This window comes from Micromonospora sp. DSM 43699 (assembly GCF_055517075.1).
The window spans coordinates 136,825-162,674 of sequence record NZ_JBTMMT010000007.1; the positions used below are offsets into that span (position 1 = coordinate 136,825).

Annotated in this window: 22 protein-coding genes, 2 tRNA genes and 2 pseudogenes; 14 read left to right on the forward strand and 12 right to left on the reverse strand. The window is 70.5% G+C overall.

Annotation, left to right across the window (positions count from 1 at the left end; all coding sequences use genetic code 11):
• The first annotated feature begins 12 nt into the window (after positions 1–12).
• Entirely contained in the window at positions 13–783 is a 771-nt protein-coding gene (cbiQ, locus tag AC0AIB_RS06090; RefSeq protein WP_328339609.1) for a cobalt ECF transporter T component CbiQ, read from the forward strand.
• Positions 780–1,544 carry an energy-coupling factor ABC transporter ATP-binding protein gene (locus tag AC0AIB_RS06095; RefSeq protein WP_328339607.1) on the forward strand — a complete coding sequence of 255 codons (765 nt, stop codon included), beginning with the start codon at positions 780–782 and terminating at the stop codon, positions 1,542–1,544. Before cbiQ ends, AC0AIB_RS06095 begins: the two co-directional genes overlap by 4 nt.
• On the opposite strand, the gene AC0AIB_RS06100 is transcribed toward AC0AIB_RS06095, so the two are convergent.
• Genes AC0AIB_RS06100 through AC0AIB_RS06110 form a run of 3 tightly spaced genes read right to left on the reverse strand, consistent with a single transcriptional unit; the run spans position 1,471 to position 3,849 of the window.
• Positions 1,471–2,619: a hypothetical protein gene (locus tag AC0AIB_RS06100; RefSeq protein WP_328339605.1), complete on the reverse strand. Its 1,149-nt coding sequence runs from the start codon at positions 2,617–2,619 to the stop codon at positions 1,471–1,473. The genes AC0AIB_RS06095 and AC0AIB_RS06100 overlap by 74 nt on opposite strands.
• Complete coding sequence (locus tag AC0AIB_RS06105) at positions 2,616–3,332, reverse strand: DsbA family protein (RefSeq protein ID WP_465096203.1); 717 nt, start codon at positions 3,330–3,332, stop codon at positions 2,616–2,618. The genes AC0AIB_RS06100 and AC0AIB_RS06105 overlap by 4 nt, the downstream gene beginning before the upstream one ends.
• Entirely contained in the window at positions 3,325–3,849 is a 525-nt protein-coding gene (locus tag AC0AIB_RS06110) for a MauE/DoxX family redox-associated membrane protein (protein WP_328339601.1), read from the reverse strand. Before AC0AIB_RS06110 ends, AC0AIB_RS06105 begins: the two co-directional genes overlap by 8 nt.
• A gap of 343 nt (positions 3,850–4,192) precedes the next feature.
• Here AC0AIB_RS06110 and AC0AIB_RS06115 point away from each other — a divergent pair, with 343 nt between their 5' ends.
• Together AC0AIB_RS06115 and AC0AIB_RS06120 are read left to right on the forward strand one after the other, a co-directional pair.
• Entirely contained in the window at positions 4,193–5,848 is a 1,656-nt protein-coding gene (locus tag AC0AIB_RS06115; protein ID WP_465096204.1) for a copper resistance CopC/CopD family protein, read from the forward strand.
• A 16-nt stretch (positions 5,849–5,864) separates the two neighbouring features.
• Positions 5,865–6,596 carry a YcnI family copper-binding membrane protein gene (locus AC0AIB_RS06120; protein WP_328339597.1) on the forward strand — a complete coding sequence of 244 codons (732 nt, stop codon included), beginning with the start codon at positions 5,865–5,867 and terminating at the stop codon, positions 6,594–6,596.
• Between the two features lie 172 nt (positions 6,597–6,768).
• Here the strand turns inward: AC0AIB_RS06120 and AC0AIB_RS06125 are convergent, their stop codons facing one another.
• Positions 6,769–8,049: a glycosyltransferase family 87 protein gene (locus AC0AIB_RS06125; RefSeq protein ID WP_465096205.1), complete on the reverse strand. Its 1,281-nt coding sequence runs from the start codon at positions 8,047–8,049 to the stop codon at positions 6,769–6,771.
• Positions 8,050–8,122: 73 nt separating this feature from the next.
• On the opposite strand from AC0AIB_RS06125, the gene orn reads away from it, so the two are divergent.
• Both orn and AC0AIB_RS06135 read left to right on the forward strand, forming a co-directional pair.
• Positions 8,123–8,713, forward strand: a complete 591-nt coding sequence (orn, locus tag AC0AIB_RS06130) for an oligoribonuclease (protein WP_465096206.1) — start codon at positions 8,123–8,125, stop codon at positions 8,711–8,713.
• Positions 8,714–8,813: 100 nt separating this feature from the next.
• Positions 8,814–8,886 (forward strand) — tRNA-His (locus tag AC0AIB_RS06135).
• A gap of 192 nt (positions 8,887–9,078) precedes the next feature.
• On the opposite strand, the gene AC0AIB_RS06140 is transcribed toward AC0AIB_RS06135, so the two are convergent.
• Together AC0AIB_RS06140 and AC0AIB_RS06145 are read right to left on the reverse strand one after the other, a co-directional pair.
• On the reverse strand, positions 9,079–10,374 hold the full coding sequence (locus AC0AIB_RS06140) for a L,D-transpeptidase (RefSeq protein ID WP_465096207.1): 1,296 nt from the start codon (positions 10,372–10,374) through the stop codon (positions 9,079–9,081).
• A gap of 174 nt (positions 10,375–10,548) precedes the next feature.
• Positions 10,549–11,826 carry a L,D-transpeptidase gene (locus tag AC0AIB_RS06145; protein WP_465096208.1) on the reverse strand — a complete coding sequence of 426 codons (1,278 nt, stop codon included), beginning with the start codon at positions 11,824–11,826 and terminating at the stop codon, positions 10,549–10,551.
• A 186-nt stretch (positions 11,827–12,012) separates the two neighbouring features.
• Here AC0AIB_RS06145 and AC0AIB_RS06150 point away from each other — a divergent pair.
• Positions 12,013–12,088: transfer RNA gene (locus tag AC0AIB_RS06150), tRNA-Lys, on the forward strand.
• Positions 12,089–12,263: 175 nt separating this feature from the next.
• Here the strand turns inward: AC0AIB_RS06150 and AC0AIB_RS06155 are convergent.
• From AC0AIB_RS06155 to AC0AIB_RS06165, 3 genes and pseudogenes are all read right to left on the reverse strand, one after another.
• The gene (locus AC0AIB_RS06155; protein ID WP_465096209.1) at positions 12,264–12,614 is read right to left on the reverse strand and encodes a hypothetical protein; all 351 of its coding nucleotides are present in this window, start codon (positions 12,612–12,614) and stop codon (positions 12,264–12,266) included.
• Between the two features lie 69 nt (positions 12,615–12,683).
• The gene (locus AC0AIB_RS06160; protein ID WP_465096214.1) at positions 12,684–13,064 is read right to left on the reverse strand and encodes a hypothetical protein; all 381 of its coding nucleotides are present in this window, start codon (positions 13,062–13,064) and stop codon (positions 12,684–12,686) included.
• A gap of 27 nt (positions 13,065–13,091) precedes the next feature.
• Positions 13,092–13,337, reverse strand: a pseudogene (locus AC0AIB_RS06165) (hypothetical protein); the annotation flags it as partial.
• Between the two features lie 326 nt (positions 13,338–13,663).
• Here AC0AIB_RS06165 and AC0AIB_RS06170 point away from each other — a divergent pair.
• The 4 genes and pseudogenes from AC0AIB_RS06170 (at position 13,664) to AC0AIB_RS06185 (ending at position 16,416) form a co-directional block, all read left to right on the forward strand.
• Positions 13,664–14,497, forward strand: a complete 834-nt coding sequence (locus AC0AIB_RS06170) for an SAM-dependent methyltransferase (protein ID WP_465096210.1) — start codon at positions 13,664–13,666, stop codon at positions 14,495–14,497.
• Positions 14,498–14,816: 319 nt separating this feature from the next.
• Positions 14,817–14,966 (forward strand): annotated as a pseudogene (locus AC0AIB_RS06175) (IS5/IS1182 family transposase); the annotation flags it as partial.
• Between the two features lie 490 nt (positions 14,967–15,456).
• Complete coding sequence (locus tag AC0AIB_RS06180) at positions 15,457–15,864, forward strand: nitroreductase family deazaflavin-dependent oxidoreductase (protein ID WP_328339437.1); 408 nt, start codon at positions 15,457–15,459, stop codon at positions 15,862–15,864.
• A gap of 111 nt (positions 15,865–15,975) precedes the next feature.
• A complete protein-coding gene (locus AC0AIB_RS06185) occupies positions 15,976–16,416 on the forward strand; it encodes a VOC family protein (protein ID WP_465096211.1) in 441 nt (146 codons plus the stop codon).
• A 179-nt stretch (positions 16,417–16,595) separates the two neighbouring features.
• On the opposite strand, the gene AC0AIB_RS06190 is transcribed toward AC0AIB_RS06185, so the two are convergent.
• Complete coding sequence (locus tag AC0AIB_RS06190) at positions 16,596–17,708, reverse strand: cellulose binding domain-containing protein (RefSeq protein ID WP_328339431.1); 1,113 nt, start codon at positions 17,706–17,708, stop codon at positions 16,596–16,598.
• Between the two features lie 382 nt (positions 17,709–18,090).
• Here AC0AIB_RS06190 and abc-f point away from each other — a divergent pair, with 382 nt between their 5' ends.
• A complete protein-coding gene (gene abc-f, locus AC0AIB_RS06195; protein WP_465096215.1) occupies positions 18,091–19,767 on the forward strand; it encodes a ribosomal protection-like ABC-F family protein in 1,677 nt (558 codons plus the stop codon).
• A 45-nt stretch (positions 19,768–19,812) separates the two neighbouring features.
• Here the strand turns inward: abc-f and AC0AIB_RS06200 are convergent, their stop codons facing one another.
• A complete protein-coding gene (locus tag AC0AIB_RS06200) occupies positions 19,813–20,955 on the reverse strand; it encodes a DegT/DnrJ/EryC1/StrS family aminotransferase (protein WP_328339430.1) in 1,143 nt (380 codons plus the stop codon).
• On the reverse strand, positions 20,952–22,184 hold the full coding sequence (locus AC0AIB_RS06205; RefSeq protein WP_328339428.1) for a cytochrome P450: 1,233 nt from the start codon (positions 22,182–22,184) through the stop codon (positions 20,952–20,954). Before AC0AIB_RS06205 ends, AC0AIB_RS06200 begins: the two co-directional genes overlap by 4 nt.
• A 491-nt stretch (positions 22,185–22,675) precedes the next feature.
• Here AC0AIB_RS06205 and AC0AIB_RS06210 point away from each other — a divergent pair, with 491 nt between their 5' ends.
• Both AC0AIB_RS06210 and AC0AIB_RS06215 read left to right on the forward strand, forming a co-directional pair.
• Complete coding sequence (locus tag AC0AIB_RS06210; RefSeq protein ID WP_328339426.1) at positions 22,676–23,884, forward strand: cytochrome P450; 1,209 nt, start codon at positions 22,676–22,678, stop codon at positions 23,882–23,884.
• A gap of 216 nt (positions 23,885–24,100) precedes the next feature.
• Positions 24,101–25,850: type I polyketide synthase (locus AC0AIB_RS06215; RefSeq protein WP_465096212.1), on the forward strand; the 1,750-nt coding region annotated here is incomplete at its 3' end.

Below are 25,850 nucleotides of genomic sequence, written 5' to 3' on the forward strand. Positions count from 1 at the left end.
GGGCGGTACGACGTGGGTGCCGGACACGCGCACGTGCTCTACCGGGACACCCCCTCCCGGGTGCACCGGCTGCCCCCAGAGGTGAAGATCGCCGCGATGGTGCTGTTCACCCTGGCCGTGGTGGCCACCCCGCGCGAGGCGTTCTGGGCCTTCGGCGGGTACGCCGTGCTGGTCGCCGTCGTCGCCGTGCTGGCCCGGGTGGGCCCGCGCTGGCTGTTGTTGCGGGCCACGATCGAGCTGCCGTTCGTGCTCTTCGCCGTCGCCCTGCCGTTCCTCGGGGCCGGTGAGCGCACCGGGTTCGCCGGGCTGAGCCTGTCGGTGGACGGCCTGCACGGGGCGTGGAACATCGTCGCCAAGGGCACCCTGGGGGTGCTCGCGTCGCTGCTGCTGGCCGCGACGACCACCACCCGGGACCTGATCGTCGGCCTGGACCGGCTGCGCTGCCCGCAGATCATCACCCAGATCGCCACGTTCATGCTGCGCTATCTCGACGTGCTGGTCGGTGAGGCCCGCCGGATGCGGGTGGCCCGGGTCTCCCGGGGTGACGACCCGCGCTTCCTGTGGCAGTTGCGCGGCTTCGCCGCCGGGGTGGGCGCGCTGTTCCTGCGGGCCTTCGAACGGGGCGAGCGGGTCTACCTGGCGATGCTCTCCCGGGGTTACACCGGGCGGATGCCGGCGGTCTGGCAGGGTGCCGGCGCGGCGACCGCCGGGCAGTGGGTAGCGGCGGCCACCGTGCCGGTCGTGGCGGTGGCCATCGCCGCGACCGCCGTCGTCCTGACATGATCGGGTACGTGCAGACCGCTGTCTCCCTGGACGTGCGTGGCGTCCGGTACGCGTACCCGGACGGCCACGTCGCCCTGGCCGGGGTGGACCTGGCCGTGCCGCGCGGCGAGCGGGTGGCCCTGCTCGGCCCGAACGGCGCCGGCAAGACCACGCTGGTGCTGCACCTCAACGGCATCCTCACCCCGACCGAGGGGGTGGTGAGCGTGGGCGGGCTGACGGTGTCCCGGGACCGGGACACGCTGGCCGAGATCCGTCGCCGGGTGGGCATCGTCTTCCAGGACCCGGACGATCAGCTCTTCCTGCCCACGGTGGCCGAGGACGTGGCGTTCGGCCCGGCGAACCTGGGGCTGCGCGGTGCCGAGCTGGCCACCCGGGTGGACGAGGCGTTGACCGCGGTGGGGATGGCCGAGCACCGGGACCGGGCCCCGCACCACCTGTCGTTCGGGCAACGTCGCCGGGTGGCGGTGGCCACCGTGTTGGCGATGCGCCCGGAGATCCTGGTCCTCGACGAGCCGTCGTCCAACCTGGACCCGGCGGCCCGCCGCGAGCTCGCCGAGATCCTGCGCGCCCTGCCGGTGACCCTGCTGATGGTCACCCACGACCTGCCCTACGCGGCGGAGCTGTGCGAACGGGCGGTCATCCTGGACGCCGGGCGGATCGTCGCCGACGCCCCCACCGTCGACCTGCTCACCGACTCGGCCCTGCTGGCCCGGCACCGCCTGGAACTGCCCCACGGCTTCCAGCCGCAGCGTCTGCGTTGATCCCGCCGGCTGGGGTGGCGGCGCGGGCGGCGGCGTGCAGCCGGAGCAGACCGGCCCCGACCGCGCCCACCCCGCCGATCAGCACCCCGGTGAGCAGCACCCGGGCGGTGCCGCCCGACCAGGGCACCGGGGCGACCGCGCGGGACAGCACTGTCAGGTTGGCGACGCCGACGAAGAGGGTCAGGCACGCGCCGGCCAGCGCGAGCACGAAGTCGGCGGCGGGTCGTCGGGCCAGCGCCCAGCCGCCGGCCGCCATCGCGCCCAGCCCGGTCAGCAGCGGCCAGAGCTGCCCGGCGAGCAGCCCGAGCAGCACCCCGCCGACGCCCTGCGCGCCGGCGTCCAGCTCGCGGCCAAGCACCAGGGAGACGGCGGCGGCACCACCGAGGGCGAGCACCGCGCCGACACCGCGCAGCGCCCGACTGCCCGCCCCGGTACCGGCCGGCAGCAGCCCCGCCGCGCCGACCAGCAGGGCACCGAGGGTGGCGGCCACCCACCACGGGTACGGGTCCGGCGGCGGCACCCAGTCGAGCGTGCCGTGCAGCTCCACCGGTTCGTCGCCGGCGCGCAGCGGCACGGTCCACTCGCGGACCCGGTGTTCCCGGCCCGGGTCGGCGGCCACCTGGGCCGGCACTCCGGACTCCCGCCACAGGGCGCGCTGGTCGTGCCAGCGGACCCGCTGGTCGTCGCTGATCCTGCGCCACTGCGGTGCGGCGGCCGGGTCGGCGGTGGCGGGCAGCGCGGTGTCCCCGGCCAGGGTGCGGTTCAGGTAGGTGGCGGGGGAGCGGGCGTTCTCGTACGCCCCGCCCGGCCCGACCCGCAGGTACGGCTCACCGGAGTAACCGGTCACCTCGACGTCCCGGCCGGTGTGGTTGACCAGTTCCAGTCGGGCGCCCGCCTCGACGGCCCGGACGGTCAGCCCCGGCCGGGCAGGGGTGATCCCGGTCACGATGGTGCGGTAGTCGGTGCCGTCGGGGGCGTCCGCCCCGTGGGCGTACGCCGGTGCGGCGGTGCCGAGCAGGCCGAGCAGTGCGGCGGTGACCAGCAGGACGGCCCGCCGCAGGGGTGCCGGGGTCACTTGCCGGCCGCCTCCACGGCTGCGGTGATGCCGGCCGGGCTGCGGTCCTCCACGGCGGTGCCGTTCACCTTGATGGTCGGGGTGCCGGTGACCCCTGCCTTGCTGGCGTCGTCGGTGAGGTGCTCGGTCCACGCCTTGTACGTCCCGTCCCTGACGCAGGAACCGAAGTCGTCCTTGGCCAACCCGACGCCCGCGCCGATGTCGATCAGCTGGTCGTTGCTCAGCCCGGCACTGCCCTCGGCGGGCTGCTGGGCGAAGAGCGCGTCGGTGAACTCCTTGAACTTGCCACCCTTGGCCGCGCAGCCCGACGCGGCCGAGGCGCGGGTCGAGTATTCGGTGGTGGAGAACCGGTTGAGGTAGGCGACCGGGTGGAAGACCACCCTGGCCTTGCCCGAGGAGACGAGCTGGTCGACGGTCTCGCCGCTGGTCTGCTGGAACTGCTTGCAGGCCGGGCAGAGGTAGTCCTCGTACAGGTCGATGGTGACCGGCCCGGTCCCGAGCACGATGCCGGTGCCGGCGTCGTTGGCCCCGGGCGGGGCGGTGAAGGTGTCCGACTTCTGGCCGGAGTAGACGCTCCACCCGATCAGGCCGGCGATCACCAGCAGCACCACCGCGCCGACGGACGTCCAGAGGGTCCGTTTGCGGCGCTTCTCCCGGGCGAGCTGTTCGCGGACCACCCGCGCGGCCTCGTTGCGTCCCTTGCGACTACTCATCGTCGTCCTCCACGGGTGGGTCGCCCGCGAGCCAGCCGTCCACCGAGAACGGGGTGCGGGGCCAGATCAGCAGGAATCCGGCCAACGCCAGAAATCCCAGGTCCCGGAGGATCTCCGGGAGGTAGCTCGGGGCCTGGCCGGCGGCGAGCTGCCCGCCACTGCCGAAGCACCCGCAGTCGATGGCCAGGCCCCGGGCCCAGGCCGAGGCGATGCCGGCGATGAAGACGAGCAGCAGAGCGGCGGAGATCCCGGCGCTCAGCCGGGTCGCCAACCCGACGAGCAGCAGCAGGCCCAGTGCCAGTTCCACGAAGGGCAGCGCGGCGCCGACCGCCGTCGCCACCTCGTACGGCATCACCTGGTAGGCGTTGACGGCCCGCCCGGAGGCGGCCAGGTCACCGACCTTGGCCCCACCGGCGAACAGCCAGACGGCGGCCAGGCCGAGCCGGACGGCGACGCCGAGCCAGGGCCGGACGACCGGCCAGCGTCCGGCCGGGGTACGCGCTGCGGTCACGCCCATTGGTCGTACCGTCCGGTCCTCGGGTTCCCTGGCCGGGCCGACCCCCGGCGGGCCGGCCGGGACCGGGTGGGGGCGGTCGGCGAGCCGTGGCGGACGGTCGCGGCGGGGGCGCGGTGAGCGGGGATCACGACAAGCCAGGCTACGCGGCGTGGCTGTGGCGGGCAGGGTCCTTCGGCCCTTTGCATGGTCCCGCTCACGTCGGGAACTTTTTCCTCCTGCCATCCGACTACCTGCTCATGACGTGCCACCACCTACGGCAGGCGCCCTCGCCGCCGTGGTCGCCCCGTGCCGTCCCGGGGTGGCCGGGTGGGCGCACCGCGCCCCGGTCAGCGAGCATGGCGGGATGAACGCAGTCGATCGTCGCTGGCTCGCCCGGATGGGCGCCGCTGCCGGCCTGCTGGTCACCCTCGTCGCCCTGCTGCTCGCCCCGGCCGGGCCGGCGAGCGCCCACGCCGTGCTCTCCAGCAGTAGTCCGGTGGCTTCGGCCGTGGTGCCGAGCGCCCCGTCGGAGGTGGTGCTGACCTTCTCCGAGTCGGTCCGCAAGGTCCCCGACAAGGTGCGGGTCATCGCCCCGGACGGCTCCCGCGCGGACCGCGGCGAGCCCCGGTTCGAGGGGTCGGTGGTGACCATCGGGGTGGACCCGGCCGGGCCGCAGGGCACCTACCTGGTCAGTTACCGGGTGATCTCCGCCGACAGCCACCCGGTCTCCGGTGCGTTCACCTACTCGGTGGGGGCGCCGTCGGCGCCACCCACCGACTCCGGCTCGGACAGCCGGGCCGACCCGGTGGTCGGCGTGGGCGTGAAGGTGGCCAGATATCTGGGGTACGCGGGCCTGCTGCTGGTGGTGGGTCCGACGCTGGTGCTGGCCGCGCTCTGGCCGCTGCGGCTGTCCCGGAAGGGGCCGGCCCGGCTGTTGTGGGCCGGCACCGGGCTGCTCGCCGCCGCGACCGTGGCCGAGGTGTGGTTGCAGGTGCCGTACACCGCCGGTGGCGGGTTGTTCGACGTCACCGGGGAAGGGCTGGCCGAGGTGCTGGGCAGCGGGTACGGCACCGCGCACCTGATCCGGTTGGGCCTGCTGGCGGCTGCGGTGTTCCTGCTCCGGCCGCTGACCCGGGGGCCGGTGGGGCGTACCGACGGGTTCATCCTGACCGGGCTCGGGGCGGCCGGGCTGTTCACCTGGCCGCTGGCCGGGCACCCGGCGGCCTCCCCGGCACCGGCGGTCTCGGTGCTCGTCGACGCGGTGCACCTGGGCAGCATGGCGGTCTGGCTGGGCGGCCTGGTGATGCTTGCCGGGTTCCTGCTGCGCCGTGCCGACGAGCGGGAGCTGGGGGCGATCCTGCCGATCTGGTCCCGCTGGGCGGCGCTGGCGGTGGCGGCCCTGCTGCTGGCCGGTGTCGTGCAGGGGCTGATCGAGGTGGCCACCCTCCAGGCCCTCACCGGCACCACGTACGGCCGGTTGCTGCTCGCCAAGATCGGGCTGTTCGCGCTGGTGGTGGGGGTGGCCGCGTACTCCCGGCAGTTGGTGCGGCGACGGACCGCGGCGGCCCGGCCGATGCCGGTGCGGCGCGCGGTCTGGGTGGAGTTGGCGGTCACCGCGGTGATCCTGGGGGTCACCGCGGTCCTGGTGCAGACCCCGCCGGCCCGGACCGCCGTGGACGGTGGGGCGGGCGCGCAGAGCGGCTACTACTCGACCACGCTGACCAGCCCGATCTACTCGCTCCAGGTGGAGCTGGACCCGGCCGAGCGGGGCAACAACTCGATGCACCTGTACGCCTACACGCCTGACAACCGGCCGCAGCCGGTGGTCGAGTGGAAGGCCACCGCCGCGCTGCCCTCGGCCGGGGTGGAACCGATCGACATTCCGATGCTGCGGCTCACCGACAACCACGCGACAGGGGAGTTCAGCTTCCCGTCGGCGGGGGAGTGGCAGCTGCGCTTCACCGTCCGTACGTCCGACATCGACCAGGCCACGGTGACCGCCACCGTGCCGATCAAGTAAGAAGGGCCCGTCCCAGATGATCCGTCTCCGGCGCACCGCATCCGCCGCCGCGCTCACTCTCACCGCCGTCGCCGCCACGCTGCTCGGCTTCGCCGGGCCGGCCGCCGCGCACGTCACGGTCAACCCGAAGGAGGCGACCCAGGGTGGCTACGGCCGGTTCGCCCTGCGGGTGCCCAACGAGAGCGACACCGCCTCCACCGTGAAGATCGAGGTGAACCTGCCGGAGAACGCCCCGGTCGGTTCGGTCTCCACGATGCCGGTGCCGGGGTGGACGGTGGCGGTGGAGAAGCGAAAGGTCGACCCGCCGATCGAGGTGCACGGCAGCCAGCTCACCGAGGCGGTGTCCAAGCTGACCTGGACGGCCGCCGCCGGTGGGGGCGTCAAGCCGGGCGAGTTCCAGGAGTTCCCGATCTCGTTGGGTCCGCTGCCGCAGGTGGACAAGATGGTCCTCAAGACGCTCCAGACCTACTCCGACGGCAACGTGTCGCGCTGGATCGAGGAGCCCACGCCGGGTGCGGAGGAGCCGGAGAACCCGGCGCCGGTGCTGACCCTGACGGCGGCGGCCGGGTCTCCTTCGGCGGCTCCGGCGGCCGCCGCGCCGGCGGCGAAGGACGACGACGATGACGACGACTCGGGTTCGACGGCGATCGTGCTGGGCGTCGCCGGTCTGCTGGCCGGGCTCGGCGGGTTGGCCCTCGGCGGGCTGGCCTTCGCCCGGACGCGGCGGGAGTCGACGCCGAAGTCCTGACCTGCGCTGCCACTACCGGCCCGTCGGATCCGTCCGGCGGGCCGGTACCGCCTTTCCGGTGGCCGGACGCGGTGACGGCCCTCCGCGCTGCCGACGCGGAGGGCCGTCTCACCGGGGGATCGGTGCGCGGTGAGCCGTGACCGGCTGATACCAGATTAGCGTGGAAAGTCGGTCAAGGTGTCGTCTGTCCCTTTGTTTCGCTCGCCCGGTGGGTCGGGAGTGGTTCCCGGCGGACCGGGAGCAGCACCAGCAACAGCAGTGCCAGCAGCACGTACGCGTTGCGGAGCAGGAACTCCCAGGGGGTGTCCGTCCGGGCGGGTGCCACCCCCCAATCGTGGAACGAGACCACCCCGTACACGATGACCAGGCCGGTGCCGGTGGCCAGGGTGAGCAACCGACGGCGACGCCGCGCCCCCGCCTCGGTCTCCCGGTCCGCGTCGAGCGCGGCGTCCACCAGCACCACCACCGCCGGAACGAACCAGTAGATGTGGTGGGTCCAGGTGATCGGGCTGACCAGACCACCGACCAGTCCGGTGAGGGTGAGGCCGGTCAACCAGTCGCCGGCCCGGGCGGCCCGGGCCGCCCGGTGCAACCCGTACCCGAGAATGGCGACGACCAGGACTCCCCAGAGCAGCCGGTTCGGTTCCTCCGGGGCGTCGATCCGGCTGAGCAGGCCGAACAGCGACTGGTTGCCTGTGTAGTCGGTACGCCCGACCCGGTCGGTGGCCCACAGTTCGTGGGTCCAGAACCGCCACGAGTCGCGGGGCGCCACCGCCGCGGCCAGCAGCGTCGCCGCCGCCGCGGTGACACTTGCCACCACTGCCGCCCGCCACCGCCGGGTCACCAGCAGGTAGACGATGAAGATGCCCGGAAAGAGCTTGAGTGCCGTGGCCAGCCCGATGCCCACCCCGGCCCAGCGTCGTGCCTGCGGTACGGCGAAGAGCAGGTCGGCCAGGATCAGCACCACCAGCAGCATGTTGATCTGACCGAAGGTGATCGTCTCCCGGGTGCTCTCCACCGCGAAGACCAGCAGCACCGCCACGGTGAGCGCGAACGTCCGGTGCAGACCGTGCCGGTCGATCACCGGCAGCACCAGCCACCTGGTGGTGACCACGACACCGACGCAGGTCAGCGCGGTGAAGACGACGATGGTCAGGCCCAGCGGCAGCACCCCGAACGGCCGCAGCAGCAGCGCGCTGAACGGTGGGTACGTGAAATAGAGCTCACCCTGCACCCGGTCGGGCTGCACGTAGTCGTAGAGCGGATGCCCCGACGCCCACCAGTCCATCGCCCGCATGTAGATCTTCAGGTCGAAGAAGTCGTGCACCAGGCCCGGCAGGTAGAGCGCCGGCAGCACGGCGGCCAGCGCCAACACCGTGACGACCCGGCGGACCGTACGGCTTCGCTGGTCCTCCGGGGCGGTGACGGTGGAAGCGACGGATTCGGCGGGCACGGGGAAACCCTAGCGGTCCCACCCCGCGACGGTGCCGAGGCGCGGGGACCTGGGCTGCGCGTAGTCTGTCCCGGTGGCTGACCTTCTCGTCTGGATCGACTGTGAGATGACCGGGCTCGACCTCGGCAGCGACAAGCTGATCGAGGTCGCCGCGTTGGTCACCGACCCCGACCTCAACGTGTTGGGGGAGGGTGTGGACGTGGTCATCCACGCCGACGAGGCGGCCCTGGAGGCGATGCCGGAGATCGTCCGCACCATGCACGCCAAGTCCGGCCTCACCGAGGAGGTACGCCGCTCCACGGTGACCCTCGCCGAGGCCGAGGACATGGTCCTGGAGTACGTCACCAGCCACGTGAAGGACCCGCGTACCGCGCCGCTGTGCGGCAACTCGATCGCCACCGACCGCGGCTTCATCGCCCGGGACATGACCCGCCTCGACGCCCACCTGCACTACCGCATGATCGACGTGTCGTCGATCAAGGAGTTGTGCCGGCGCTGGTACCCGCGGGTGTACTTCGGTCAGCCGCAGAAGGGGCTGGCGCACCGGGCACTCGCCGACATCCGGGAGAGCATCCGGGAGTTGGAGTACTACCGGCGCACCCTGTTCGTGCCGCTGCCGGGCCCGGACGTGGAGACGGCCAGGGCGATCGCCGCGCAGCTCTAGCCCGGTCCGCGCGCCGGGGGCGCAACCCGGTGGACGGGCCCCGGCCGGGTGTGGCTATTATTAGTCCGCACCCGCCCGGGAGACCGACGCGGAAGGCATGGTGGCTGTAGCTCAGTTGGCAGAGCACCGGGTTGTGGTCCCGGTTGTCGTGGGTTCAATTCCCATCAGTCACCCGTTTGGTGGATCTCTTCCGCCGCACTCAGGCCCCCTCTTCCGAGGGGGCCTGAGTCGTTTCCGGGGCCGGGTCTGGGGTGACTCGGGCCTGCGCCACCCCAGACGCACACCGGCCCCCGCCAGGTGGCGAGGGCCGGTTGGATGGTCTTTCGGAGCGTCGTCAGGTGGTCTGTCGGAGCGTCCCGGAGGGGTCAGGTCGTCGGCTCGGCGCTCGGCGTCCCGGAGGCGTCGTCGGGGCTGGCGCCGGCGTCCGGCTGCCCGGCGTCCGGGTCGTACGGCAGGGCGCTGCCCTTGACGTACTCGTCCCAGCTCATGTTCCAGTCGGTCCAGCCGTTGCCGTTCTGGAGCTTGCGTTCGGTGCCCTTGACCGTGATCGGGTCACCGATCTTCGTGTTGGCGAACAGCCAGGCACCGTCCTTCATCGACACGTTCACGCAGCCGTGCGAGACGTTCGTGGTGCCCTGCTGCCCCTCCGACCAGGGGGCGGCGTGGATGAACTCGCCACCCCAGGTGAGCCGCTGGGCATAGTCGATCTTGGTGCGGTAGCCCTCCTCGGGGCCCAGCTCCGCCATGGTGTCGAAAACCGTCTTGCGGAGCTTCTCGATCACCACCATCGTGCCGCTGGACGAGGGGGTGCTCTTCTTGCCCAGGCTGACCAGGACGGTCTTGACGACCTTGCCGTCCCTGGTGACAGTCATCTTCTTCGTCTTGTTGTCGACCTGCATCACCACCGCCGGGCCGATCTTGATGTCCACGCTGAGGTCGGACCGGCCGTACCAGCCGCCGCCCATCGGCACCCCGGCGGCCTGCACCCGGTACGACACAGTGGTGCCCGACTTCCAGAACTCCTTCGGCCGGTAGCGGACCTCGGTGGGGCTGACCCAGTGCCACACGCCCTCCTGGGCCGGGGTGCTGGTGACAGTCATCCGGCGCTGCACGTCGTCGCGGTAGTCCTCCGGGATGTCCCGGCCGAACTTCACGATCAGCGGCATGCCCACGCCGACCACCTGGTTGTCGCCCAGGAAGCTGGTGACCCGTACCTGCTTGTCCGGCTTGGCCATCACGGTGAAGGCGCTGGTCGCCGTCGCCGCCTTGCCGTCGTCGCCGGTCGCCGTCACGGTCGCGGTGTACTTCCCGCCGTACTCCAGGGCGGTGGCGGGCAGCCAGCTCGCGCCGTCCGCGGCGAGCCTGCCCTCGACGGCCTTACCAGCAGCGTCGGTGAGCGCGACGGTGGTGTCCTTGGCGTCCTTGGCGGTGAAGACGATGCCGGTGGAGGCCGGGACGTCGGTGGCGTCGGCCTTCGGTTCGGTGATCGTCGCGGTGGCCTTCGGCGCGCTCTCCTCGCCGCCGCCGTGCCAGCTCGACGGCTTGTCGCCGCCGGAGCCGGTGCAGGCGGAGGTGAGGGCCAGCGCCGCGGCGAGGACCCCCGCCGCGAGCACCCGGCGGCGACCGGTACGCCCGGTCAGGTGGTCCTGGACAACTCGCATGATTCCCTCACAGTCGTGGTCCCCGATATCCCATCGTCCCTCACTGACGCGCCGCAACGCCCGTCGGTTGCGAAGGGTGAACTGAAACACGCCGCCGAGCGGGGTACGACGACGGCGCGTCACCGGCCCACGTCGGTGCGGGGCGGCGCGGACCGCGCCGCCCCGCACCGACGGTCAGACCAGTGGGCCCGAGCCGCCCTGCGGAACCGGCGACGCGCTGCCCTTGACGAACTCCGCCCAGGTCAGGCTCCACGCCGTCCAGCCATTGCCCGCTTCGAGCTTGCGGGGGGTGCCCGTGACCGTGATCGGGTCACCGACCTTCGTCTGCGCGAAGAGCCACCGGCCCATCGCCATCGAGACGTTGACGCAGCCGTGCGAGACGTTCCGCCGGCCCTGCACCCCCTCTGACCACGGAGCCGCGTGGATGTACTCGCCACCCCAGGTCAGCCGCTGGGCGAAATCGATCTCGGTGCGGTACTGGTTCGCCGGGTCCGGCTCGTCCATGGTGTCGAAGACGGTCTTCTCCTTCTTCTCCATCACCACCATCGTGCCGCTGGACGAGGGAGTGCTCTTCTTCCCCAGGCTGACCGGCAGCGTCTTGACCAACTGGCCGCCCTGGAAGACCTGCATCTGCTTGGTGGCGTTGTCCACCTTCATCTCGAAGGACCGCCCGATCTTGGCGGTCGCCGACCGGTCGACGTTGCCGTACCGGCCGTTGCTCAACGGAATCCCGGCCAGCGCGATCCGGACGCTCAACGTCGTCCCCGGCTGCCAGTACTCCGGCGCCCGGTAGTACGCCTGGGTGCCACTGGAGACCCAGTGCCAGGCCCCCGGCTGCGGCGGGTCCGTCTTGACGAACATCCGCTTCTGGACGGCCGCCCGGTCCTTCTTCGGGATGCCCGGACTGAACTCGGCCACCACCGGCATGGCCACGCCGTACGTCCGGTCGTCGAAGAGATACAGGCCGGAGCCGATCATCGAGCTCGGCTTGGCCATCGTGGTGAACGTGCTCACCCCCTGCCGGGGCTGGCCGTCCGCGCCGGTGCCGGTCACCGTGGCCTTGTACTTGGTGCTGTACTTCAGGGCCGACGACGGCACCCAGGAACTGCCGTCCAGCCGCATCCTGCCGTCGACCTGCTTGCCGTCACCCGTGGTGAGGGTGACCGAGGAGACCTCCCCGCCGCCCGGAAGGCTGGCGCTGATCTCGGTGCTGACCGGCCTGCTCTTCGCGCCGTCGGCCGGGCTGACCGCCAGGTCGGCGGCCGTCGGCGTCGATGACGTCGTCCCGTCGGACTGCGTCGGGGTCACCGCCTCGGCGCTCGACGAGGTCTCGGTGCCGCCGACGAACTCGGCTTCCTTCTTATTCGGGTCGCCGCCGCACCCGGCCAGTGCCAGCGACGCCGCCAGGACTAGAGCGCCCGCCATCGCCCCGCCCCGCGTTAACCTGCCCATCCCCACCTCTGTTCTCGCGTACCTGGCGGACATCGTGCCCCATCCCGGCCACCGGCTCGATCCCGCGCGGCGTTCAGTGGGAGAGTTGGTAGCTTTTGCCCGTTAAGCTCGACCGAAGAGGGGAGCCGGGTAGCGGATTGGAACCCCGCTCATGGCCCGTGCTAAGGTTCTCTCCGTTGCCAACGAGCGCCGCTAGCTCAACTGGCAGAGCAGCGGACTCTTAATCCGCGGGTTCGGGGTTCGAGTCCCTGGCGGCGCACCACCAAAAAGGCTCTGACCTGGGGTTTCACCCTGGGTCGGAGCCTTTTGGCGTTGCTGTTGGTGGTTCGGTGTCTCGGTGGGTGCTCGGGAGCCGTTGGACCGTTCCGTGCCCGTGGACCGGGGCCTACATCGGTGCACCTGGCGCTCCGGCCGGCGGGTGTCTCCGATTGCTGGTTTCAGACTGGTGCCGGTGGGTGGTGGGCAACGACTGCTGCTGCGGGGATGTGGTCGTCGATGAGGAGGGCGACGAGTTCGTCGAGTAGTAGTTCGAGGTCGTCGGGGGTGGTCAGGCCGTAGTGCTTGTTGACGATCCGTTCGTCGGCCACGCGGACTGTCTCTAGTTCGGCCTCGCCGGTGCTCCAGATCGTTATCGCGGCGAGCCATGACGGGGACTCGAACTCACTGATGACGATCGGTTTGCCGTGGTTCGGCTCGATCGGTCGGGTGTGCCACGCCATACCCAGCCGCGTCCATGTCCGGGCCCGGGCCAGCACGGCGTCGGACAGTGTTTCCAGCGGAAAGGTCACGGCCGCGACTATCACACGCTCTGCGCGGGAGGGCTGGCGCCGATCCCGGACGTGCCCAGGTCGAACCGGTTAGGCAGCATGCCGGGCTGCGATCTCGAATGCCGTGGTCCAGGGGAAGGTGAGCCGTCGGTCGTTGCCGGTGCCGGGTGGGTGTGGTTCCCAGTTGTGTTCGGGGCCGAGGAGGATGTGTACGCCTTCGTCGCGGAGGCTGGTGACGGCGCGGCGGTAGGGGCGTCGGGTGGCGAGGGCGGTGTTGACGAAGGGGACGATGACTGTGGGTATGTGTCGTCCGATGAGTTCGGCGATGGTGGTCATGGCGTAGTTGTCGGCGAGGCCGAGGGCGGTGACCGTCGTGGTCCAGGACTGTTGGTGTGCGGTGTTGATCAGGGTGGTGACGTCGGGTGCGGGGCCGGCGGCGCAGACGACGATCTGGAGGTGCCCTGCGGTCACCGGGGGATCCCGGCTGTCTGGGTGAAATGCGGTGTCCCGGTCGTCGCGGCGGGCTGCGGCGACGGCGCCGCGTAGGACGAGGGCGCCGTACACGGCGACCGCGTCGGTCGACGCGAGGCGGGTGTCCCGGTCGAGCACGCCGGCTGCGGATGCGGCGAGGGTCACGGCCTGGTCGTCGTGGTTGTTGCTCATCAGGGCGTGGGTCATGATCCGTGCGCTCGCGGCGACGGCGACCGGGTCCTGACTCGTCGCGGCGGCGCGGGTGCTCTGCTCTCGGCCGGGAGCCTCGTCATGCCGCCGTATCCTGCCATGATCCGAGGGGAGCCGACCTGTCAACGCCGTCTCCAATCCAGGCCCCGGCTTGGAGGACCCGGCACCTTGGGTTCCCGGGTGCGCCGCGCGTCAGGGCCCTGGATGGAGCCCATCGGCTCATGACAACCACGAAGTTCAGCAACGACCACCAGCGGCGACTGCCGTCACAACGTCCGCACGGTCGAATCCATGGTGGACGCAGCATTCCGATATCCATGGTTGTCGGATTATCATGTGGCGGAACGGCGAGCCGGTTCCGCGCCGTAGAAACCTCCGAAAGGGCTCGAATGACGGCAATCGCCAACCGCCCGGATAGGGCGGTAGCTGACCTGGAAAACGCCAATATCGCACGGATTTACGATTACTATCTGGGAGGCCTCTACAACTTCGCCATCGACCGGCAGAAAGCGGAGCGCATCAAGCTGACGCTACCCAGCGTCGACCTGCTGGCTCGCGGTAACCGGGACTGGCTGCGCCGATCCGTGCGGTATCTGGTGGCGCAGGGGGTGGAGCAGTTCATCGACATCGCGGCGGGTCTGCCGACTGCCAACAACACGCACGAGGTGGCGCACGCCCTCAACCCCCGCGCGCGGGTGATTTACGTGGACAACGACCCATCGACCGTCATCCACGGCGAGGAAATCCTCGCGAAGGAGCCGCTCGCCGCCATGGCGGAAGCCGATGGGAGGCACCCTGAGCAGGTATGGGCGCACCCAGCAATCCGTGAGTTGATCGACCTGTCTCAGCCGGTGGGGATCATCATGGGTGGGCTGCTCGTGTTCATCTCCGACGAGGATGATCCGAAGGGGCTCATCGCGGCGTACCGGGACGCCCTGGCGCCTGGCAGTTACCTCGCGATCTCCCACCTCACCGCCGACACGGTGGACGCGGAAACAAGAGCGCAGGTAGACCGAATGGTCGCCGCCTACCAAGCCGGGGTCGGTGCGGCCCTGCACGTGCGGGACAAGGCGACGTTCACGTCCTGGTTCGAAGGTATGGAACTGATTGATCCGGGGGTGACCCTGATGGCGGACTGGCGTCCGGACCCGGGTCTGGACGTGGATGCCCAGACGCCGTCGCGGCAGCTCGGCTACGGCGCGCTCGGCAGGATCACTACGTAGCTGCTGATGAACGGTGTCGAGATCAGCGCCCGTCGACCCGTGCTGCGGAACGACACGGCGCAGCAACGCGGGAAGCCGGTGGTGCGTGGCGCCCCACCGGCAATCGGTGTCGGCGATCTCGTCGTCGAGCCAGACGAATGGCGGCGTACCGCATCAGCGGACGGTCTTCCATCCAATGAGCCTTTCAAGCTGATCTTGCAGCTCGGCGGGTGTGGCGGACCAGGTGATCGACGGGCGCGAGGCTCCAGGTAGGACAGCAGATCGACCAAAGCCCGATGCCCCCGACCGGGAGTGTCGCCATGCTGTCCTACCCGCCACGATCCCGTTGTCCAACCGGACCCTGAACCACCTCGCCGACCGCAGCCGCGCCCACCGCCTGCAGCGCCGATCCCGCTGGCGGCGACTGAACCCAGGCCGACAGGCCCTACTCCTCCTGGCCCATCCGCGCAACGGCGACACCTGCACCCAGAATCTCCCGCAGCATCCTGTGGTGGGGACGGGGTCACCGACGTCCACCATCCGGAGTGCTTCCCGGCGCGGAGCCGGACTCGCCAGGTCCACGGCCACGGGCACGCGTGGCACAGTAGCCGAGCGCCCTGTGCGGCCGACCGTGACGACGCGGAGCGGGCGTTTCGAGGCATGGCGGATATCGGCTGGCGAGGCGTGCGGTCAGCGGGCCATGGTTAGGGCGTGATCGTCATCCAAGGGGTACGCGTGCGGTGGAGCGTGGCATCTGGGTGCACCGGCCTTTGTTCCTTCGCCCGGCAACGGCTACCGGAAGGCGTTCGCGTGCCGCTTCGCAGAGCCAGCAATGCACTCTCGGCAGCGACGGTCGAGCTTGACGGACGTCAAAGTAGCTCCGGGCTTCCTGACGCTGTCGAAGCTCTGGTCGTCTCGTCCTGGCGGGAGCTGGCAGGATGGCGGTACGGAAAGCGGCCGTTCGGGGCGAGGAGTAGTCGATGAGTGACTGGAACGACAAGATCATTTCCGAGTTCCGCGCGAACGGTGGACAGGTGGGTGGCCAGTTCGCCGGTGCCCCGCTGCTGCTGTTGCACACCGTCGGTGCCAGGAGCGGTCAGCCCCGGGTGAACCCGATGATGTACCAGGAGGTGGACGGCGGCTACGCCGTGTTCGCTTCCAAGGCCGGTGCGCCCACCAATCCCGACTGGTACCACAACCTGCTCGTCCATCCGCATGTCCGAGCGGAGATCGGTACGGACACGGTCGAGTTGGTCGCCAGGGTCGCCGCCGGGGAGGAGCGGGAAGGGATCTGGGACGCGCAGAAGGCCGCGTACCCGGGTTTCGCCGACTACGAGCGGAAGACCGCCCGCCAGATCCCCGTCGTCGTGCTGGAACCCGCTCCGTAGGTGGAGGCTGGCTCCGCTCCTGTCGTGGACCGCGCGTCGCAGATCACCGGCGGTCGGGGCGGGTAGCGTCAGCGGGACGGAAGCCTGATCGATACGACGGGGGCACGGTCCATGGCACATGTGCGACGCTTCGACCACGTCGGCATCACGGTGGCGGATCTTGATGTCGTGACGGCCTTCTTCGTGGCGCTCGGCCTGGAGGTCGAGGGGAGGGCGTTCGTCGAGGGGGAGTTCCTGGAGACGGTGTGCGGCATTCCCGACTCCCGTACCGAGATCGTCATGCTGAGGTCGCCCGACGGTGGTGCCCGTCTGGAGCTTGCGAGATTCGTCCGGCCGGATGCCGTGCCGGGCTCGCCGGCGGCCATGGCCAACGAGTTGGGATTGCGTAACGTGTCGTTCGAGGTCGACGACGCGCGGGCGGTCGTCGACTGGGCCGCAGGCGAGGGTTACGGACTGGTCGGTGGCATCGGCGAGTACGAGGGCGCGTGGCGGATGGCCTACGTCCGGGGGCCGGAGGGGATCGTCGTCTCGCTGGCCGAGCGGATCGGCTGAGCCGCCCCGCGCCCGGATCGCCCGTACTCGAACAGCATGGTCCCTGGGTGTCGGAGGTCGCGGAGTTCGAGCGCGCGCGTCGTCGGCGCGGGGCGCGGTAGCCCCTGAGGAACCCACGAGCGGCCGGAGGTGAGGAAGAACCCCCTGCCGCCCGGAAAGCGGTAGCAGGGGGCCGTTCCTCATCGGCAGGGGGTGTCGTTCAGGGAGAAGTTGGTGGGGGTCGCGTTGCTGCCGCTCCACGTGGCCTGGAAGCCGAACGAGACGCTGGCACCGGCCGCGATGGTGCCGTTCCAGCCGGCGTTGCGGATCGTGACGGCGGAGCCGGACTGGGTGTAGGTGGCGCTCCAGAGCGTGGTGATCCGCTGGTCGCCCGGGAACGTGAAGGCCAGGGTCCAGCCGGTGACGGCGGTCGTGGCGGTGTTCTTGACCGTGACGTTGGCGACGAATCCGCCGGGCCATTCCGACTGCTTCTGGTAGGTCACCGCGCAGGTGGGGCCGGGCGGTGAGGTGGTGGGGCCAGGGGGCGAGGTGGTCGGGCCGGTCGGCGGGTCGATCCGGACGTCGTTTGTCGCGATCGACACGTTGCCTGCCGCGTCCCGGGCCCGTACGTAGTAGCGGTTGGGCACGGACGGCGCGAGTGACAGCGTGTGGCTGGTGCCCGGCACGGTGGCCACCAGCGTCGAGACGAAGACACCGTCCCAGCGGTAGACGTTGTAGCCGGTCACTGCGACGTTGTCCGTCGAAGGCGTCCAGTTCAGCGTGGCGGACGTGGCGGTCACGTCGCTGACGGTCAGCGTCCCCGGGGCGCTCGGCGGCACGGTGTCGGGGCCGGCGTCGGTCGCCGGGGTGACGATGGTGAGTGGGTTCGACGACGGTGAACTGTGCCCGCCCGAGTCACTGGCCTGCACGTAGAAGCGATACTGCGTGGCCGGCTTGAGGGTGATCGTGGCCGTGGTGACGTTGCCGACCCGGGCGGTTTCCCCCAGGTCGTAGAACGCCTGGAAGTAACCGATCGTGTATCCGGTGATGTCGCAGCAGCCGGGGACGGCGGCGGTCCAGCTCAGGGTGACCGACGTGGAGGTCACCTGGGTGGCCCTGAGTAGCGTGGGCGGGGCCGGTGGCGCCGGTGTGACGGGCGGGGTCGATGGCGGAACGGTGCTGGCCAGCGTCGACACGGTGTCGGCACCGGCCGCGGGTGTGGTTACCAGACCCACACCCAGCACCGTGACCGGCAGGGTGGCGGCGGCCACCAAGGCCGGCCACAGGCGGCGGAACAGAGAGCCCCCGTACACAGGCTGCTCCTCTCTCGTCAGGCGGTGGCACAGGACGCGCCGTTGAGCGCGAAGCGCGGTGGCGCGGTGTTGCTGGCGATGAACCCGCCGACGGGAGTCTGATCGTGGCCGTGACCACGACGGCCGGCGACATGTGACGGAACAACGAGCCGGCACTCGTGTCCACCATGTATGGACGATGTCGCTACAAATCGATGTACGTCAAGGTGTCGTTCGGTGGTTGGGACGTCCAACGGTGCGGCGTGGGATGGTGGCGACCGGGGTTCCGGGCCGGTGCGGGGGCGGGGCGGACGCTCACATGGTTGACTGGGGTGGAAAACGGACATTGGTGCGAGGAGCCTCCTTCAGGCGGTTCCGGTCCGTGACCGTTTCCGACGTGCCAATGGCGACACAGGAGGCCCGTTTGCAGAACAGCCCGCCGTCAGCTCATTCGCAGCTCGTCCTGCACGAGGTCACCAAGCATTACGCCGAACGGGTCGTCCTGGACCGGGTCTCGCTCTCCGTCAAGCCGGGGGAGAGGGTCGGTGTCATCGGCGAGAACGGGTCGGGGAAGTCGACCCTGCTGCGGCTCGTCGCCGGGTTGGAGACTCCGGACGACGGCGAGCTGACCGTCTCGGCGCCCGGCGGGATCGGCTACCTCGCCCAGCGGCTTCGCCTGCCGGCCGGCGGCAGCGCCGTACGGGACGTGGTGGACCACGCGCTGGCCGACCTGCGCGACCTGGAGGCGCGGTTGCGCGCTGCCGAGGCGGACCTGGCCACCGCCACGCCCGAACAGCTGGACACCTACGGCACGTTGCTCACCGAGTTCGAGGCCCGCGGCGGCTACCAGGCCGACGCCCGGGTGGACGCCGCCCTGCACGGTCTCGGCCTGGCCGAACTCGATCGCGACCGGGACGTCGACACGCTCTCCGGCGGGGAACGGTCCCGGCTCGCGCTCGCGGCGACCCTGGCCGCCGACCCGGAACTGCTGCTGCTCGACGAGCCCACCAACGACCTCGACACCGAGGCCGTGGAGTGGCTGGAGGACCACCTGCGGTCGCACCGGGGCACCGTCGTCGTGGTCACCCACGACCGGATGTTCCTGGAGTCGGTCACCCCCACCATCATCGAGGTCGACACCGACACCCGGGGCGTGCACCGGTACGGCGACGGCTACAGCAGCTACCTCCGGGCGAAGGCCGCTCTCCGGGCGGGCCGGGAGCGCGCGTACGCGGACTGGCTGGCCGAGATCGAGCGACAGTCCCAGCTCGCGGAGCGGGCCGGGACGATGCTCCGGTCGATCTCCCGCAAGGGACCGGCGGCGTTCAGCGGGGCCGGTGCCCACCGCTCCCGTTCCTCGTCGACGGCGACGTCACGGAAGGCCCGCAACGCCAACGAGCGACTGCACCGCCTGCGGGAGAATCCGGTACCGCGCCCCGCCGACCCGTTGCGTTTCACCGCGTCGGTCGCCTCGGACACCATGGACGTCGACACCCGCCGCGTCGAGTTGACCGACGTCCGGGTGGGCCGCCGCCTGCACGTACCCGAGCTGATCATCGGTCCCGCCGAACGGTTGCTGGTCACCGGCCCCAACGGCGCGGGCAAGAGCACGCTGATGCGGGTGCTCGCCGGGGAACTCGTCCCCGACGGCGGGACGGTGCGACTGCCGGCCCGGGTCGGTCACCTGCGCCAGGACGTGACGGTCGGGCAGCCGGGGCGCTCCCTGCTGGAGGCGTACGCGTCGGGTCGGCCGGGGCACCCCGACGAGTACGCGGACGAGCTGCTCGACCTCGGTCTGTTCCGCTCCGAGGACCTGCGCATGCCGGTCGGGGCGCTCTCCGTCGGGCAGCGCCGCCGCATCGACCTGGCCCGGCTGGTCAGCCGCCCGGCCGACCTGCTGCTGTTGGACGAGCCCACCAACCACTTCGCACCCCTGCTCGTGGAGGAGTTGGAGCAGGCGCTGGACGGCTATGCCGGAGCGCTGGTCGTGGTGACGCACGACCGGCGGATGCGGAGCACCTTCATCGGGGCCCGGTTGGACCTGCGCCAGGGCGTGGCCATCGGGGCGGGCCGGGCGTGACGATCCGCCCGGGATCCCCTGGTCACGCCCGGGGCGGTGCGGATCTCACCGGGGAAGGTGCCCAGCGCCGTGGAGGTCGGCCATGATGTCGCGCAGGGCAGCCACCACCGTGTCGACGCCCTCGTCGGGCAGGTGAGGACCGATCGGCAGACTCAGGACCTCCTCGGCCAGCCGCTCGCTGATCGGCAGCGGCCCGGCCCGACGCACGTCCTCGGTGTCCCGGTACGCCCCGGAACGGTGCACCGGGACCGGGTAGTGCACAAGCGTCGCCACCCCGGCGGCGGCCAGCCGGGCCCGCAGCGCCTCGCGGTGCGGGGTGCGTACCACGTACAGGTGCCACGCGGACGTCGCCCAGGGCGCGACGGAGGGCGGGACGAGATCCGGTAGACCGGCCAGCGCCTCCGTGTAACGTCGGGCGACCCGGGCCCGCCGCTCGGTCCACTCGTCGAGGCGGGGCAGCTTGGCCCGCAGCACCGCGGCCTGGAACTCGTCCAGCCGCGAGTTGTAGCCCTGCACCTGGTGGTCGTACTTCCGGACCGAGCCGTAGTTACGCAGCAGCCGGACCCGCTCGGCGACCCGGTGGTCGTCGGTGACGACGGCCCCACCGTCGCCGAGCGCGCCGAGGTTCTTCGCCGGATAGAAGCTGAAGGCGACGACGCCGCCGGCACCGACGGGCCGTCCCCGGTAGGCGGCACCGTGCGCCTGCGCCGCGTCCTCCACCACGGGTACGCCGTGCCGGTCGGCGACCGCCCGTACCGGGTCCAGGTCGACCGGGTGCCCGTACAGGTGCACGACGAGGACCGCCTTGACCCTGGGGGTGAACGCCGCGGCCAATCTGTCCGGGCAGATGCCGTAGGTGCGTTCGTCGGGCTCCACCGGCACCGGCCGGGCCCCGGTGGCCGAGACCGCCAGCCAGGTCGCGATGAACGTGTGCGCCGGCACGATCACCTCGTCGCCGGGGCCGACGTCCAGCGCCCGCAGGGCCAGCACCAGGGCGTCCAGTCCGTTGCCCACCCCGACGCAGTGGCGCGCCGAGCAGTACGCGGCGAACTCCGCCTCGAACGCGTCCAGTTCCGGCCCGAGCAGGTACCAGCCGGAGGCGGACACCCGGGCGTACGCGGCGTCCAGGTCGGCCCGTACCTCGTCGTTGCCGGCGTTCAGATCCAGGAAGGGAACGACTGCCCTCACCTCGGATGCTGTCCGTCGCGCACTACCTGGACGGGGAGTCGTCGTGCGGTGAGCTGGTCGGCGTCGTAGAACTCGACCCCGTCATGGTCGATCCGGAACTCGGTGAACTGGTCGAGTGTCTGGTTGAGGAAGACCTTCGCCTCCAGCCGTGCCAGGAACGCGCCCAGGCAGTGGTGGATGCCGTGGCCGAACGCCAGGTGCTTGTTGGACTCGCGTCGGATGTCGAAGGCGTCCGGGTCCGTGAACACCTCGGTGTCGCGGTTCGCGGAGGCGATCCAGGCGATGACCATCTGGCCCTTGCGCATGGGGTGGCCGAAGATGTCGGTGTCCTCGTTCAGAATTCGGAAGATGCAGTTGAACGGGGACCGGTAGCGCAGCGTCTCCTCGATGACGGCCGGCACGAGACTGCGGTCCGCGCGTGCCGCCGCCTGTGCCTCCGGGTGCTCCTCCAGCACCAGGAACAGGTTGCTGAGCAGCGTGGCGCTGGAGATGTGCCCGGCGGTGAGCAGCAGCGCGACGATGTTGACGACTTCCTCGTCGGTCAGCTTGCGCCCGTCGACCTCCGCCTCACAGAGGCCGCTGATCAGGTCGTCCTTCGGTGCGGCACGCTTCTGGGCGATCTGCGCGTACAGGAACTCGGACCACTCCTCGATGGCCGGCCCCACCGTCTCGGTGAAGTCGTCGGGCAGGTTGGGGTACTCCAGGCCCTCGTTGCTGAGGATGATGTCCACCCAGTCGCGGAACTTCTCGTGGTCCTCGGTCGGAATGCCGAGCAACTCGGCGATGACCGTCACCGGTAGCGGGTACGCGAGGTCGCTGGCGATGTCGATCGTGTCCTGGTCGCGTACCCGGTCCAGCACGTCGGCGGTGATCTGCCCGATCCGCAGCTCCAGTTGGGCGATCCGGCGGGGGGTGAAGGCCTGGCTCACCAGCTTGCGTAGCGGCGCGTGCCGCGGTGGGTCGATGCCGCCGATGGTGCCGGGGCCCATCAGCAGGGCCAGCTCCGACGGTACGGGAAAGACCGAGGTGAAGTCCGAGGAGAAGATCAGCGGGTTCGTGGTGACGGTCTGGTAGTCCCGGTAGGAGAACACGTGCCAGGCCTGGCGGGTCTCGTCCCAGGACACGGGCCAGTTCTTCCGCATGTACGCGAACCAGTCCAACAGCCCCTGGGCGTCAGCGCCCTTGGGCAGGTCGATCGGTCCCGCCGGAGCGTTCGGGGTCTGCGTCATGGCGTGCTCATCTCCTCGGTGGGCTCGGCCGTCGGGCCGGAGGGAAAGAGAACCTTGGTTCGCGAGGGTGACGCGGAATCGGAACTGCTGTGGAGATCACGAGGTGCGGGACGTGTCGTCGTGGACTCGGCATCGTGCCGGGCGGCGAGTCCGGGCTGTGGTGGCGGGCGGGGCGTGCCGTGATTCGCTCGGGCGTCGTAAGTTTCGGTCCCAGTCGTGACGGCCGCAAGACTGGACCTGACATAGTGCCATCTACAACGCTCGGGCCACCCCTTTTATTGGTCGATCACGGTCATTGTTGGCAATGCTCGGACCGGTTTCTGGTCGAGACCTGACATAGTCTTCTGCGGCTTCGTGACAATGGTCATCGATCGGTGTTGGCTGAATCAGTGAAAGGGGCGCGCTGTTTGAGGGTGGCGTTGTCAAGATCAATTCCTGGACCCTGACCTTGATCAATGCAAAAGTGCACCCCTGCCTGGAGGAGAGCTGCCATGGAGCACCCAGTAACGGCCGGTTCCAGCAGGTCCTACCCCTTCAGTGACCGCACCGACCTGGATATCGATCCCACCTATGGCGAACTGCGCGTAAAAGAGCCGGTCGCCCGTGTCCGGATGCCCTACGGCGGGGATGCCTGGCTGGTCACCCGGCACGCCGACGTCAGGAAGGGACTCTCCGACCCCCGGCTCAGCATCGCCGCCGGCGCCGGGCGGGACGTACCCCGTGCCTCTCCCCGTCTCCAGGAACCCGACGGGCTGATGGGCCTACCCCCCGACGCGCACGCCCGCCTGCGCAGACTCGTCGCCACGGCGTTCACGCCGAAGCGCGTACGGGACATCGCCCCGCGCGTCGTCCAACTCGCCGACCAGATCCTCGACGACATGGTCGAGACCGGGCCGCCGGCCGACCTCGTGCAGCAGCTCGCGCTCCCCCTGCCGGTGATGATCATCTGCGACATGATGGGCATCGGGTACGACGAGCAGCACCTGTTCCGTGCCTTCAGCGACGCCCTGATGTCCTCCACCCGATACACGGCCGACCAGGTCGACCGCGCGGTACAGGATTTCGTCGAGTACCTGGGCGGCCTCCTTGCACAGCGTCGCGCGCACCGCACCGACGACCTTCTCGGTGCCCTGGTCGAGGCGCGGGACGACGGTGACCGGCTCACCGAGGAGGAACTCGTCATGCTCACCGGCGGGCTGCTCGTCGGTGGGCACGAGACCACCGCCAGCCAGATCGCCTCGCAGGTCTTCCTCCTGCTGCGCGACCGCACCCGGTATGCGCAACTCCACGCCCGCCCGGAGCTGATCCCCACGGCAGTCGAGGAACTGCTGCGGGCGGCCCCGCTCTGGGCCTCGGTCGGCCCCACCCGTATCGCCACCGAGGACCTGGAACTGAACGGGACGACCATCCGGGCCGGCGACGCCGTCGTCTTCTCACTGGCCTCCGCCAACCAGGATGACGACGCTTTCGCGAAGGCCGCCGACATCGTGCTCGACCGTGACCCGAACCCGCACATCGCGTTCGGGCACGGGCCCCATTACTGCATCGGGGCGGCACTGGCCAGATGGGAGATACAGGCCGCCGTCGGTGCCTTGGTCAGGCGACTTCCCGGTCTCCGCCTGGCCGTCGAGGAAAGCGAACTCGAATGGAACCGCGGAATGATGGTACGCAGCCTCGTGGCCCTGCCGGTGACGTGGTGACCCGGCCTGGGCGCCGGATCAGGTGACGATCGGGTCAACGCACCGGCACGGCCGGCCCGGAGCTGACGCCGGCCCGGTGGAACCGAAACCCGTCGTCGTACGTGCCCGCCGGGACAACGCGAGTTGTGGGCGGAGACGCAGGCAGCGCAGCGTAGCCGTCCGGTCGGGCCGGGAGTGTGCTTCCGAGCATCGTTTCTTTCGAACCCAGGAGACGTCATGACCGAGCAAGGTGACGTGTTGCGGCACAGCGACATCGCCGTCATCGGAATGTCCTGCCGCCTTCCTGACGCACCGGGAATCGACGAGTTCTGGGAGTTGCTGTGCGGCGGTCGGAGCGCGGTCGACCGCCAGTCCGACGGCAGCTGGCGGGCGGTGGTGGAGGGAAAGGGCGAATCCGACGCAGCGTTCTTCGGGATGTCCCCGCGCCAGGCTGCCGCCGTAGACCCGCAACAGCGCCTGATGCTCGAACTCGGCTGGGAGGCCCTGGAGCACGCCCGCATCCGACCGACCGACCTCAGGGGCTCCGACACCGGCGTCTTCGTGGGGCTCACCGCCGACGACTACGCCACCCTGCTGCACCGCTCCGGAACGCCGATCGGCAGCCACACCGCGACCGGCCTGAACCGTAGCCTCACGGCGAACCGCCTGTCTTACCTGCTGGGTCTGCGTGGCCCCAGCTTCACCGTCGACTCGGCGCAGTCGTCCTCGCTGGTCGCCGTCCACCTGGCGTGCGAAAGCCTGCTGCGGGGCGAGAGCGCGGTCGCCGTCGTCGGCGGGGTGAGTCTCATCCTGGCTGACGAGAGCACCGCCGGCATGGCACGCATGGGCGCACTGTCCCCTGACGGACGCTGCTTCACCTTCGACGCCCGGGCCAACGGCTACGTCCGTGGTGAGGGTGGTGTGGCCCTGGTCCTCAAGCCGCTGGCCCACGCGGTCCAGGACGGCGACCGGGTGCACTGCGTCATCCGGGGCGGCGCCGTCAACAACGACGGCGGTGGCCCCGGCCTTACCCATCCCGACCGGGAGGCACAGGAGACCCTGCTGCGTCGGGCGTACGAGCGGGCGGGGGTGCCCCCCCGACACGTGGACTACGTCGAGCTGCACGGCACCGGGACGAGGGTCGGCGACCCCGTCGAGGCGGCGGCCCTCGGAGCGGTGCTGGGTGCCGGCCGCGACTGCGACAACCCCCTCGCGGTCGGATCGGTCAAGACCAACATCGGTCACCTGGAGGGTGCCGCCGGCATCACCGGCCTGCTGAAGGTCGTGCTGTGCGTACGCGAGGGAGTGTTGCCGCCGAGCCTCAATTTCCGTACGCCGAACCCGGACATCCCCCTCGACGAGCTGAACCTGCGGGTCCACACGGAACTGCAACCGTGGCCGGGCCACGCGACGGACCGCCCGCGTACTGCCGGGGTGAGTTCCTTCGGCATGGGCGGTACGAATGCCCATCTGATTGTCGAACAGGCTCCCGTGATGGTGGAGAAGCCGGCTGTCGGTGTGGGTGATCGAGGTTTGTCGGTGGTGCCGGTGGTGGTGTCGGGGCGGTCGGTGGGGGCGTTGCGGGCGCAGGCGGCGCGGTTGCGGGAGTTGTGTGCGGGTCTTACCAGCGATGATGCCGGCCCTGGTGCGGGCGCTGGTGCGGGGTCTGGTGCGGGGTTGGTGGATGTGGGTTGGTCGTTGGTGTCGTCGCGGTCGGTGTTTGAGCATCGTGCGGTGGTGTTGGGTCGGGATGTCGCGGAGGTTGTGGCGGGCTTGGATGTGGTGGCGTCTGGTGTGGCGGTGCCGGTTTCCGGGACGTCGGGTTCGGGTTCGGTTCAGGGGTCGGGTGTGGGGTCTTCGGTGGTGGTGGGTTCGGTGGGTTCGGGTTCGGGTTCGGGTGGTGGTGGGGTGGTGTTTGTGTTTCCGGGTCAGGGGTGGCAGTGGGTGGGGATGGGTGCGGTGTTGTGGGGGGAGTCGGAGGTGTTTG